Origin of the sequence: Paenibacillus sp. FSL H7-0326, from assembly GCF_001955535.1 — a bacterium.
GTDB classification, from domain to species: domain Bacteria; phylum Bacillota; class Bacilli; order Paenibacillales; family Paenibacillaceae; genus Paenibacillus; species Paenibacillus shunpengii.
Genome location: NZ_MPVN01000005.1, coordinates 1 through 13,614 on the forward strand (window position 1 = coordinate 1; position 13,614 = coordinate 13,614).

At 45.8% G+C, this 13,614-nt stretch carries 9 protein-coding genes, 1 rRNA gene and 1 riboswitch; of the genes, 1 reads left to right on the forward strand and 9 read right to left on the reverse strand.

What is annotated here, in order from left to right:
* The 9 genes from BK126_RS21550 to bcp all read right to left on the reverse strand — a co-directional run.
* Nucleotides 1–225, reverse strand: a 16S ribosomal RNA gene (locus tag BK126_RS21550); the annotation flags it as partial.
* A 613-nt stretch (nucleotides 226–838) separates the two neighbouring features.
* Nucleotides 839–2,206 carry an NCS2 family permease gene (locus BK126_RS21555; protein ID WP_076314620.1) on the reverse strand — a complete coding sequence of 456 codons (1,368 nt, stop codon included), beginning with the start codon at nucleotides 2,204–2,206 and terminating at the stop codon, nucleotides 839–841.
* A 171-nt stretch (nucleotides 2,207–2,377) separates the two neighbouring features.
* Nucleotides 2,378–2,478, reverse strand: a riboswitch (purine riboswitch).
* 238 nt (nucleotides 2,479–2,716) lie between these two features.
* Entirely contained in the window at nucleotides 2,717–4,255 is a 1,539-nt protein-coding gene (gene guaA / locus BK126_RS21560; protein ID WP_076314621.1) for a glutamine-hydrolyzing GMP synthase, read from the reverse strand.
* Nucleotides 4,256–4,397: 142 nt separating this feature from the next.
* Entirely contained in the window at nucleotides 4,398–6,719 is a 2,322-nt protein-coding gene (locus tag BK126_RS21565) for a transglutaminase-like domain-containing protein (protein ID WP_076314622.1), read from the reverse strand.
* A gap of 28 nt (nucleotides 6,720–6,747) precedes the next feature.
* Nucleotides 6,748–7,974, reverse strand: a complete 1,227-nt coding sequence (locus BK126_RS21570; RefSeq protein ID WP_076314623.1) for a DUF58 domain-containing protein — start codon at nucleotides 7,972–7,974, stop codon at nucleotides 6,748–6,750.
* A 6-nt stretch (nucleotides 7,975–7,980) separates the two neighbouring features.
* Nucleotides 7,981–8,949 (reverse strand): AAA family ATPase, encoded by a 969-nt coding sequence (locus tag BK126_RS21575; protein ID WP_076314624.1) that lies wholly within the window; start codon nucleotides 8,947–8,949, stop codon nucleotides 7,981–7,983.
* A gap of 180 nt (nucleotides 8,950–9,129) precedes the next feature.
* Nucleotides 9,130–9,951 (reverse strand): TerC family protein, encoded by an 822-nt coding sequence (locus BK126_RS21580; RefSeq protein WP_076314625.1) that lies wholly within the window; start codon nucleotides 9,949–9,951, stop codon nucleotides 9,130–9,132.
* A 339-nt stretch (nucleotides 9,952–10,290) separates the two neighbouring features.
* Entirely contained in the window at nucleotides 10,291–11,691 is a 1,401-nt protein-coding gene (locus tag BK126_RS21585; protein WP_256702984.1) for a polysaccharide deacetylase family protein, read from the reverse strand.
* Nucleotides 11,692–11,907: 216 nt separating this feature from the next.
* Entirely contained in the window at nucleotides 11,908–12,381 is a 474-nt protein-coding gene (gene bcp, locus BK126_RS21590; protein WP_076314626.1) for a thioredoxin-dependent thiol peroxidase, read from the reverse strand.
* Between the two features lie 173 nt (nucleotides 12,382–12,554).
* Between bcp and BK126_RS21595 the strand changes: the two genes are divergently transcribed.
* Complete coding sequence (locus BK126_RS21595) at nucleotides 12,555–13,574, forward strand: LCP family protein (protein ID WP_076314627.1); 1,020 nt, start codon at nucleotides 12,555–12,557, stop codon at nucleotides 13,572–13,574.
* Nucleotides 13,575–13,614 lie beyond the last annotated feature (40 nt).

The following is a 13,614-nucleotide window of genomic DNA, read 5'->3' on the forward strand; positions in this document are numbered from 1 at the left end:
GATTGCTCCGTCTTTCTTTCCCCTCCCATGCGAGAGAAGAACCTATCCGGTATTAGCTACCGTTTCCGGTAGTTATCCCAGTCTTATGGGCAGGTTACCTACGTGTTACTCACCCGTCCGCCGCTAACCATCAGGAGTGCAAGCACTCCATCAAGTCCGCTCGACTTGCATGTATTAGGCACGCCGCCAGCGTTCGTCCTGAGCCAGGATCAAACTCTCCAATAAGGATTTATCGAGCTGAACACCCTTCGAATCGCTTCGAGAAAATATCCAACCTTCAAAATATTGAAAGAGCGATTAAGCTCATTTAGAAAAACTGACGAGAACGTAATGTTCTCTTTATTTTGCTCGGTTATCATACCGTCTGACGACTTGTACCATAACCTCGCGTTTAGAATTTTGCAGTTGCAAAATTCTGCTCACTCGTTGTTCAGTTTTCAAAGATCAACTTCGTTGCGTTTCAACTCTCGTCGTCAGCAACTTTTATATCATATCATGTCCGGTTTAGAAATGCAAGCTTTTTTTTTAAAGCTTTTTTCAACTTCTGATCGAAGCTTACTTGCTAAGTTCATGTGCGAACGGCTTATTTCTTGGCCGGAATTAGAATATACCATGCACATAAAAATTATGCAACACTTTTTTTAAAAAAAATTAGTTCTTCATTTAGTTTCTATCTATATAAATGGACCGGCTATATAAATGGACCGGCACTCATATCGTTCTCTCTCAGATCAGTCGCTATTGAAAGCAAGGCACCAAACAAAGAAAACCCTGTTCATCATGAACAGGGTTTTGCATTCGTAATATAGCACTCTACTATATCTTCTATATATATGTGTTATTCTGCACCAATAAAAATGTATCTAATCAATACAATGATAAACAGCACCCACATCAACCAATGGATCTTCACTTTGCGGCTTGTTGCAATGTTAGAGAAGGCTGCAAGTACTACATAAGAAATAATACCAAGAGATATACCGTTAGCAATACTATTCGTCAGCGGCATCATAACGATTGTCAAGAAAGCTGGGAATGCGTAAAGGAAATCATCCCAATCAATGTTGCGAACTTGACTCATCATCAGAACCCCTACAATAATAAGCGCAGGAGATGTCGCAGCTGAAGGAACGATAAGAGCCAGAGGAGCAATGAACAAAGCGAGCAGGAACATAATCCCTGTTGTTACAGCTGTTAGCCCAGTACGTCCGCCTGCTTCTACACCAGAAGAGCTCTCTACATAAGAAGTGATTGTACTTGTACCAATAACCGCACCAGCACTTACGCCGACAGCATCAACGAGCATTGCTTTGCCGACAATTTTCTCACCTTTTTCTTTATTCTTAAACAGTCCCATACGTGTCGTTGTTCCAACCAAAGTACCGAAGGTATCGAACAATTCCACAAAGGTAAATACAAAGATAATTTCAAAGAGTCCAACCTGGAGTGCTGCTCCCAAATCCAGCTGACCAAATGTCAAATCGTCAAAGCTAGGAAGCCAGCTTGCAGATGACAATCCACTTACATCGGTTACACCCATCGGAATACCGATCAGCGTGGTTGCAACGATACCGATAAGCATCGCACCTTTTACTTTGATTACCATGAGTACTGCAATAATTAAGAGTCCAATCAGCGTCAAAATAACGTCTGCATGTGTCAAGTTACCAAAAGCAAGGTTAAAGCTGCCACCTGGCACAGGGCCAGCAATGTCAGTTCCCGGATTAACATTTGCTACTACAATATTAGCCATTTTCAGACCGATCACAGCGACGAACAAACCAATACCAACGGTTATAGCCATCTTAATGCTCTCAGGTACAGCTACTAGCAGCATCTGACGAACTTTCGTTACCGTAAGCAAGATAAAGATCAAACCTGAAATAAATACCGCACCGAGCGCAGCCTGCCAAGTAATAGCGCCACCCGAGCTAAGTACGACCGTCATAAAATATGCATTAAGACCCATCCCTGGAGCGAGCGCAATCGGAACGTTGACTACAAGCCCCATCAATATGGTTATAAGACCTGCACCCACTGCTGTGGCAAAAAATACACCGTTAGCCGGCATCCCTGCTCCGTCTGGTCCAAGGAATACGTTGTTGACCACCAAAATATAAGCCATGGTCATAAACGTGGTTAAACCTGCAATTACTTCTGTTCTGACATTTGTCCCGTGTTCCCTTAATTTAAAGAACCGCTCCATAATCCGAATATTCCTCCTTAGAGATAAGTCGGTTACCTTAAAACGACAAAAAGCCCGCAAAGATGATTGATCTTCATGGGCTTACGCTAAAAAGAGACGCAAAAGCAACCAAAAAGCAGCTTACACTTTATTCCGGTCAATATGGACAGTGTCAGTACCTTTTGCTCCGAATTGCACTTCTCTTCTTTTCGTAGCCAGATCATTATGGTGATCTCGTAGAAACTCCCGGGCCAAATCCCCGAGATTATACGAAAAAGCATGTGTTTATTGGTTTTCCTTGTCTCATTCTAGGAGGGATATGTAAAATTGTCAATATAAAAATACGAATAATACAAACTTTAATCGTTAGCAATGTTCGGTAATTTCATATTCATGAAAATTCACAGAAAAATGTTGACATCTATTTTCACATTTTTTCTAACACAATTTTCCTAAAAAAAGAAAAGCCTCCGACATTATGTCGAAGACTCTTCGCATCAATACAAGGTGGATTAATCCTACCAAGTAATCCTATTCCCATTCAATGGTTGCTGGCGGCTTGCTCGTCACATCATAAACGATACGGTTTACGTTATCGACTTCGTTGACGATGCGGACAGAGATTTTCTCAAGCACATCCCAAGGGATACGTGCCCAGTCTGCAGTCATACCGTCGATGGACGTTACTGCACGAATACCTACAGTGTAGGAATACGTACGCGCATCACCCATTACACCAACACTCTTCATATTCGGAAGGGCCGTGAAATACTGCCAAATCTCACGATCAAGGCCTGCTTTGGCAATTTCCTCACGCAGAATGTAATCCGAATCACGAACGATCTTCAGCTTCTCTTCTGTTACTTCACCCAGCACACGAATTGCGAGACCTGGACCAGGGAAAGGCTGACGATGAACAATCTCATCCGGCAATCCGCACTCAGATCCTACGATACGCACCTCATCCTTGAACAGAGCGTTAAGCGGCTCGATCAGTTTAAATCTCATATCTTCAGGCAGTCCGCCTACGTTATGGTGAGATTTAATGGTTTGTGCCGTAGCTGTACCACTCTCGACAATATCGGTATACAGCGTACCTTGTGCCAGGAAATCGAAATCGTCGAACTTGCTGGACTCTTCATCAAATACGTAGATGAATTCGTTACCGATGATTTTGCGTTTTTTCTCAGGATCGTCAACGCCTTTAAGCTTGGACATAAACCGCTCGCGAGCATCAATCTTAACAACCTTCATATCGAATTTGCCGACAAAGGTCTCCATAACACTCTCAGCTTCACCTTTACGCAGCAAGCCGTGGTCGATAAACATACAAGTCAACTGATCGCCGATCGCTTTATGGAGCAGGATCGCAACCACTGAAGAATCAACACCGCCGCTTAGTGCACACAGTACCTTCTTGTCACCAACCGTTTCACGAATGTCACGAATCTTATCCTCGATGAAGGTCTCCATGCTCCAGTTGCCTTCACAGCCGCACACTTCATACAGGAAGTTACGAATCATATCGTTACCGTTCAAAGAATGACGTACCTCTGGGTGGAACTGAACCGCGAACAAGTTACGCTCTGGATGGCTCATCGCCGCGATTGGCGCACTTTCCGTACCTGCGTCAAGACGGAAGCCGGAAGGCAGTGTAACCACATGGTCCCCATGACTCATCCATACCGTTTGGTTCGCCTCAAGTCCTTTGGCAAGATGAGAGCCTTCATTGAACAACACGTCCGCTTTGCCGTACTCACGCTTATGCGCACGCTCTACTTTACCTTCAAGCTGATGCGCCATGAGCTGCATACCGTAACAAATACCGAAGATTGGCAAACCCAGGTCATAGATAGCTGGATCTACATGTGGTGCATTTTCTGCATAAACACTGGACGGTCCACCGGAGAAAACAATCCCCTTAGGTGCAATTTCACGAATCTTCTCAACAGGCGTGTTATATGGAAGCAGTTCGCTGTATACTCCGAGATCACGAATTCTTCTCGCAATTAGTTGGTTATATTGTCCCCCGAAATCAAGAACGACAACAATTTCATTTGGCTTTATCATTACCGAGCCTCCCTCAATTAATGAGATTAATTATACTGAACGACAAAACCTAACGTCAAGGATAGCTCGTCCTCTTCATCATTAAGAAATAATGTAAATCAGAATGTCATGGTACAAACTGTTTATATCGTAAATAATTTACTCATTTAAGTGACCTCGAAATCCGCAGACACCGATTCAGAAACGCTACGCTCGATGACCGGGAGAACGGCACTGATGCATAAACCAGCTTCTCCCAATCAGCAGCGAACTGTCGCACGTCATCATGCACGGGAGTACCGCTTAAAGGCAGGGCTGCAGTGTACTCACGCAGCGTCACGCCCTGCTCGCGCACACCATATTTCTGCGCGATCCGTTCCCAGACCGGAGCCCCCACACGCAGTAGGCGCTCACGGTCTGGAAAGGCAGGGCTGGGCGGCCAGCTCAGCATCAGCCGCAGCCTTATAGCGGGGCTGTAGCTTCGCCCCGCCTGCACCGCTGCTGCAAGCAGAAGTGCGCAGGCAGCTGCCACAGACAGTGTCAATGGCTGCATGATTGATGTTAGTCCGCTCTTTAGTGAGCTGGCGATTTTTTGCACTACCATGCTGATTACATTGTGTTGTTCTGATGGTACAGTTTCGTCAGTCTCGGCAGCTCCCGCAGCCACAAGCTCTTCTGTGCTATATCCCGGTGTCGCCTCAAAAGGAATCCACCCTACTCCCGGAAAGTACACCTCAGCCCATGCATGAGCATCACCATGAGTCACCGTATATTCATTGGACTCTGGATCACTACGTTCGCCAGGGCCAAATCCCTGTACATATCTCGCTGGAATTCCTTGACTGCGAAGCAGCACAACCATGGCAGTGGAGAAATGATTGCAATAACCCTTTTTCGTGATGAACAAGAAGTCATCTACAAAATCCTTGCCTGACGGAGGCACTCGGGTATCTAGACTGTACGAGTAGTTCGATCTCAAATAGGATGCAACCTTAGTTACAGCATCGTATCTATTCGTTGATCCATCCGTTATATTGGCAGCGAGTTCTCTAACCCTGACTGGAAGAGCCTCAGGGAGCTGCAAATTCATGCGCTTGATCTCTGCCGGATCACTGCCCGTTACTGTGGACAGGCTGCTTAGATCGTCGACGGGAATCAAGACATCAGCACTGTAGCTGGTCACAGACTTATAGCCGCTTGAATACATATCATCAAACCTTAAATTCCCTGAGACATAATCGCTTACTATATACGGAAACTGCTGGTTGCCTTTATTTTGTCCAGTGATCCCTTTCTCATTCTGTAGTGCATCGACATTCTCTGATGGATGAAGAGTCAAACGAACAGGCACTCCACCTGTAAAAATGTCTGCGCCGCCCTGGGCTGGTGTCTGCAGCTCAACAGTTTGTTGAATAAGGCGAAAATACGGATTTTCTTCGATCTCATCCTCCCGGATCCGACCTGAGGTACTTATGTAATGCTTAGATTCGGCATCATTGTATTCACTCTTCCAGCTTCGTCCATCATAAATTGAACGGGACTGGCCTCTCCAGTAAGTTGCCACCGGACTATATGCCGTAAAAAACACTTCATTGTTGGCAACGAGGGGGGCTCCCATTTCACTTCCTCCATTGTCATACCCGGTCCTCGCCAAGGCGGCTTCAGATGGAGGTGATTGCAGTCCTTCCGCCCAGTTGATGAGGCGGTCCCTCGTATTAGCCAGAGCATTTAGATCTGGGGACTTGGCAGGAAGAACCGAAGACACAGCAGCCGCACCACCGGCTAGAAGCACAGATCCCATAGCAATGCCTATCCACAACAGATAGCGATGCTTGTCTTTTCCACGAACCGAGAAGCTCATACTGTTAAGCTTCGGAAGCTGCATAAGTGTCTGCAAGAATAAGAAGCAGCTGATAATTCGAATCATTGCACCTGTCGTATTTTCTCCATTTACCAATTCAACACCAAAGATATACAAGGACGTTACCACACCGAATAATAGGACGGTCCTTAATTGGATGACCAGTATTTGTACAGCACTTACGAACAAGGACCAGCCCAGCGCAACTAAGATTGTCTTGGTCTGATCACTGATGAGCCAGAAGCCATCGCGATTTAACCAAATGAATATATCCTGCCTTAGGATCAACGGATAGTGAAGCATCCAATCTGCACCTGAGACCTCCTTCACCATCCACCACAAGCCTGCGAATGAAAGGACACACCGGATCATAAGGGACTTGCCGAGTGACATATTCCATGTGCCAATCAGCAGCAAGAGAAAAGTCATTACCATCAAACTAATGGAGGAGGGGCTCCATAAATCTCCGCTTATCCCTCCGGGTCTGAGCCATTCCAGGAACATAATAAATAATGCGATAGAAGCCACTGCGCGAAAATACCATGGTTCATGAAAGGCTGCTGCTTGCGCTGCCGTCACTGCCGAACCGACTTCTTTTTGCTCAAGACGGTTACGATCGTACATCTTGTCATTCCTCCTCCCTTAGTTCCGATTACACGGCACTTTCCCTTGAATTCATCTGATCCGGGCCGTTTCCGGACGTTTCACATAAAATAACTTGTATATGCTGCATGCTGTAATGCTGACAAATTGCTTTATTCAATTCCGTTGACAAGCCAGTAATTATATAGACTTGGGAGCCTGGAACAAGATTGCCGTAAAAAGAGGGCGCATAGAGCCTGCTTCCCGTCTCTTGAATCTCGAATTTCCTACTTTGATCTGTCCAGGTCCCTGCCGGTTCAAGACCGGCCAGATAATCCAACTGTTCGTAACCCTTCCCTTCTCCGGCAGTAGCATCAGGTAAAACAGTCCATTTCAGCACAGAATTATTCTCGCCTCCGCCTTCACCCTCAACCGTATCCAAATGAAAAACATTCAGATGAGCATCTATTCCCTCTTCATATGAAGAGCGGAGGAGCTTCGCACAGGTAGAAACTGCCGCCTCATAGGCATCCCATGAAAACTGACTGCCGCCTTCTGCCCGTTTAGACACATAGGCATGGATATTGTTATCCAGCAGGAGATAAACCTGCCCGCCGCTCTGTTCCTCCGGAATACGTACCTGCAGCTTCCCGCTGCGAGCCGAGCTCTTCCAATGGATATAGCGCATCGGATCACCCTCCACATACTCTCTGACTTCAGTCCCTAATGAGGTCGGATGATAGCGTGATCTTGAAACCTCTCCTTCCCAGGATCTGGTGAAATCAGTACTTATATGACCTGTGCCTGCCTGGAGCGATGGATGAACAATCAATGTACAAGGTGCCTCAACCCGGCAGCTGCCGGTAAACCATCCGAACACATCTCCCCATATCACCTTGCAGGAGTCAAATTCATATACTCCCCTATGGACTGCACGGATCGTATATTCATATGGATAAGAACGTGATCGTGCCGTAAAAATGAACTGCTTATGTTCAAGCTGAGTATAAGCTGCGGACTCTTCAATCCTAAGCCAGCGCAGAAATATGGGTATATCTGCCTCAAAGTGAACATGCATATTCACTTTATTTCCAGCTGCTACTCTGTCCGCTTCTAATGTCCGTACGATCCGTATATTACGGGGCTTTGCCCATAGAATCAGTAATCCATAACCCGCTATGGCTGCACAGCAAATCAAGAGAAACAGCAACGTACCTCCACCTTGGATTAGGTAAGCAAGTGACAAACCAGCTAACAGCACCGCCATGAACAGCCAGTTCAGATATGTCCTCCACATCTTCCATCACCCTCTTGCCCGTGCAGGCTGAACAGGGACCGGCATTTCCTGAAGCAAAGATCGAATCACGGATTCTGAATTATAAGGATGAGATAAATCTGCACGGCTCCGAATACGGTGAGACAGTACGGGAATAGCCACTTCCTTGACATCATCAGGAATGACGTACATTCGGCCGTTCATGTAAGCCGCTGCTTGAGCAGCACACATCCAAGCAATACTTCCTCTTGGACTAATACCGAGTACGAGCTCTGGATGTATTCTCGAGTTAGCTGCAAATCCGGCGATATATTCCTTGATCACGGGATCCACAAAAACAGCCGATGCTTCTCTTTGCATTTTGACAAGCTCTTCTGCCAGCATGACCGGTCTGATGAATGCGTCGCCGTAGCTTCCCTGTCGGTTCATCATTTCCACTTCCTCATGGACTGTGGGGTAACCCAAGCTCAGCCTCATCATGAAGCGGTCCAGCTGCGCCTCTGGCAGACGAAACGTACCCTCGAATTGTAAAGGATTCTGTGTAGCCATCAGCAGAAAGGGTTTAGGCAATGCATAAGTGGAGCCGTCCACCGTTACACTTCTCTCTTCCATGGCTTCAAGCAGGGCCGATTGGGTTCTTGGGGCAGCCCGGTTAATCTCGTCGCCGAGCACAATATTCGCCATAATGGGGCCAGATCTATATTCAAAGTCTCCTGTGATCGGCTTAAACACGGATGTGCCTGTCACATCCGAAGGCATCACATCTGAAGTGAATTGTATTCTCCCGAAGCTTGCGCCGAGACATGAGGCAATCGTCTTGATGAGCTTGGTCTTGCCTGTCCCCGGAACATCTTCCAGCAAAATATGACCTCCCGATAACATCGCGATCAGGATTAAACGAATTTCCTGTGTCTTTCCAACCATCACTGTCTCGACTCGCTGCACCAATCTTTCAAGCAAACCGGCAGCGTAATCGCTAGATTTTGAGAATTCCATAATCGCTATCCCTCCTTATTTGGCGCTGGTTCTATGTTAATTTTCACTTGGTTTACTTCTATTATTTCCAATCCACAATTGATATAGACACTAGAACAGCTAAAGTGCTTATAGGTACAAAAAAAGACCCGGAGTTCATATTGAACTCCGGATCTCATCCTCAGTTAGTGCTCTATAAAATTAATTCGATGTATCTTTACCAGGCTGTACTTCTTCGACTTCCTTCGTTGCCACATCCTCGGCAGGAACTTCTTTCTTCGAAGAAGCGAACCATCCAACAACAGCGATCAGCACAAGCACAATATAGAAGCTAGCTTTCCATGCTGCATTATGTGGGAAGTGCTCATCAATCAGAGCTACATCAGGGTGAGCCAGTGTAATTACTGCCAGTTTAACCCCTACCCAGCCTACGATAACGAAGGCCGCAAGCTCAAGACCTGGACGTTGCTGCAGCAATTTAACAAAGAAGGTCGCTGCGAAACGCATGATCACAAGCCCGATGAATCCGCCTAAGAAGATAACGATGAATTGTCCGCCATCCAAACCGCCGATTGCAGGTATTCCACTTGGAGGCAGGGCAACAGCAAGAGCTACCGCTGCAAGAATGGAATCAACCGCAAAAGCGATATCGGCAACTTCGACTTTGAGTACCGTCATCCAGAAACCGGACTGCTTCTTCTGCTTCTCCGGCTTAGGCTTCGCATCCTCTGTCTGCCTCTTGCCAACAAAGTGTTTGACCACATGATTTATGGAAATATATAAGAGGTAAAGCGCACCAATAGCCTGTACCTGCCATACATCCACCAGGAACGAGATAATAAACAGTGACCCCAAACGAAATACGAATGCACCAAGCAAACCGTAGAACAACGCCTTCTTACGCTGATCCTCAGGCAGGTGCTTAACCATGATTGCGAGAACCAGGGCATTATCTGCCGCAAGTAATCCCTCTAGAGCAACGAGCACAAGCAGTACCCATGCATACTCTAAAAACAGCTCCATGAAACATCCTCCTAGTAATAAAATAAATTAAAAAAAACCTTCACCGGCCGGCAAAGGTCTCACAAAAAAGAGACCTCTACCACAGTCTGTGGTAAAGGTCTCGCTAACAACGAATGGTTGCCAACAAAGCCGGGGACTATTCCCGAACTGACGACTTTGCTGTACAGCTACTCCCCTTTAATCACGTTCCTGCTTAACTGATATGATGATCAGCTAAACCGTGATATAAACATATTAAAATCAGAGCTTGAAGTCAAGCATTTTTTGACAATGCATGAATTCCAAGTCTTATCAACGGTTTGCCGGATTTGTATGCATAAAATTGGAATTTCCTACTGTTTACTTAGCGTAGACGACAATTTCTCCTGTTCCACGGACCAGGGATTTTACCTCGAAATGGGCAGCATTCAGTAAGGATCTTAATGGAAGCCACATTACTCCGTTTTCCATATAAATATCGGTCTCTGCTGTATATCCGTGTTCTGAAACAGTGACCATCTGCTCGTCCGCTCTTACCGTAATTGCTCTATTTCCAAACACCGTTTCAGCACTGCGCTCAGTTGTATTCCACTTCACTGCGCCTCCGAATTTCTCGATTACATCTCTGAGAGGAACGATATACTGTCCATTCTCTAACCGGTATTCGCCGAACTTGAGCTCTGCCACCTGTTTACCTGCCTCAATGACAAGCGCAGGTCCCTCCTCGAATAGTTCAGCGTTAGGAGCGATAACATTATTTATCCATTTGCTGCTCGGCTGAAACTTCTTCTTCGTGGATTCATCATTTTTCACACGGAACTGAACCGGCTTCTCCGCAGGATCGAGCACGGCAAACTGGTACTTGTGTTTCTGATAGTATTCTATAATGTCCGGCAAGGCTTTAACGGTCTCGCCATGATTTCCTCCATCATGCAGCAGAATAACCAGGTCTTTATCTGAGCTGACCTCTGTTGCCTGCTGAGTGATTTCTGCTGCCGGGACTCCGCTGCGCTTCGAATCACCGCTGTCCACATTCCAATCCACAACGGAATAACCTGCCTGCTTCATCAGTTCAAAATAGGTCTCGTCGAAATGACCAAACGTTCCTCCAGGTGCGCGAACCAGCTGCGGTCTACTGCCGGTAATATGTCGAATTGCTTCTTCTGTTTCTTTGATCTGTGACCAAAAATCAGGGAAATTATCATAAAGTTCATCATAATTGTGATTATACGTATGATTGCCGATGGCATGCCCTTCTTCATGCATTCGATAGACCAGTTCAGGATACGTCTCTACATATTTTCCAAGTACAAAAAAAGTAGCAGGCACCTTGTAACTCTCCAATATATCGAGTACTTCAGCAGTGTGCTTGCCCGGGCCGTCATCAAAGGTTAAGTAAACGGTCTTTGGGCTGGCTTGAGGATCAGACTTCTCCTTTGTTTCTGCGGATACTTCATTCAGACGACGATTAGCTTCTTTTACTGCACTTGCTTCCTGCTTATTTGCTGCCTGAACAGCTGTCTCTTTTGGCTTCGAATGGTTGAGGTTACGGTGAGCTGCATAAGCTATTTGAGTGATTTCTGCCTGTGGTGAATAATTCACTTCTCTATCTTCAGCGATTACAGAGCTGTTATCTAATCTGCTTTCTTTTTCCGCAGAGGAATTGGCCGAGCTAATGATTTGGGAAGGAACGATGTACGCTGTTATTGCCAATATAACCAAGACAACCATACCTGCTACGATATTCATTTTCGCTTTCATCCTCATTGCCCCCATCTTTTATATTCAATAAGTAGATTTTGAGATTCACAATGCTATCTTATGAAACGGGCGGCTAAAAAAGACTATACAATTGCAAATCCCTAGATTCATATTTTTGGATGAAGTCGGATTCATAAAGGGCATTTAGGGTTATTTCCTATAAAAAAAGCCGATCCTTAATTGGACCGGCAGATCTACTCGACTTCTGGATCGAGACTACTTCTCCATATTGTTCTGAATAAACGCAAGCGCATCATCAATATGGCCCTTCACTTTAACCTTACGCCACTCTTTCACTAATATCCCTTCTTCATTAATTAAAAAGGTGGAGCGAACGATACCCATATACTCTTTGCCGTACAGCTTTTTGAGCTGCCAGACACCGTATAATTCAGACACCTGATGGTCCTCGTCTGACAACAGTGTAAATGGAAGTTCATACTTGGCAATAAATTTATCGTGACGGCTTACTGGATCCGTACTTACTCCTAAGATCACAGTATTCAGTGTGCTGAACGATGCATGAGCATCTCGAAACTGGCATGCTTCATCCGTACAGGAAGCCGTCATATCCTTGGGATAAAAGTAGAGTACAACGCGTTTACCGCGATAGTCCGACAACCGAACCTTCTGTCCTCCGCTTCCTTCAAGCACAAAATCAGGCGCCTTTGCGCCAATGGTTAGTTCCATGTTGCAGCAATCCCTTCTTCTATTATGTTGCCTTCATGTGCACAGGCCATCCCGAATTGATTTGTATCCCTAAAAGAACTTATAATGTACAGGATATCATATGTATATTATTGTAAATCAACGCCTTCTTGACCTTTATATAACTCATGTGACTGTGAAAGGAAGAGCTCCAGATGACCAAGAAGACCAAACGAATTCTGTGGACCGTTGTTACCGTTGTGATCCTTGCTGTCTTACTGCCTGCAGCTTATTATTTTACTTCGGTTGTAAATGAACTTCAAGATTTGCAGAAGGAAGGTGAGGAGTCCCCTTTCTATAACGTCGAGAAGGTAGACCAGGAGAGAACACCCGAGCCACCAAAATGGGAAGGTAAAGAACCTGTGAACATCCTGCTCATGGGCGTTGACGCCAGAGGCATGGCCGAAGGTGAAATACCAAGATCAGATACGATGATGGTTGCCTCTCTCAACCCGGTTACCAAGAAGATTTCACTGTTCTCTCTCCTTCGAGATACATACACCGAAATTCCCGGATACGGCAGCGATCGCATCAATACTGCGATTACCCACGGCCCTAATGTAGCGATGCAGGCAGCCAGTGATCTGCTCGGCATACCTGTTCAGTATTACGTCTATACGGACTTCCAAGGCTTTATCGCGCTGGTCGATGCGATCGGCGGCATTGAATTTGAGGTTGAAAAAGATATGCACTATGTCAGCAAGGCAGATCATCATGAATATGATATTGACCTTAAGCAAGGGCTGCAGCATCTGGATGGTGAAAAGGCATTAATGTATGTCCGATTCCGGCATGATGCCATGTCGGATTTCTCAAGAACCGAACGGCAGCGTGAGCTGATCGGTGCCATTGCGGATAAAATGCAGACAACAACGTCAATAGCCAAGCTGCCAACCATTTTGAATGAGGTCAATCCATATATCGATACGAATCTCACCTTAAATGACATGTGGAAGCTGGCCTCTCTTGGATATCAGAGCAATTTTCAGGGCAGTGAGCAGATACCACCAATGAGCCTGCTTGTTGAAGAGAAAATCGGCGGTGCTGCTGTTCTTAGCGTAAGAAATGAAGAGGAATTAAAAACCTATGTTCAAGAGATTGTTAACCCAACAGAAACGGAAAAGGTTAATGATCCAACGACCATCGACAAATCAGCCAGCGGCGACAGTCAGTAGGCAGCTTGCCAGAAGTTATATTCAATCCTGCTGCCTCCCT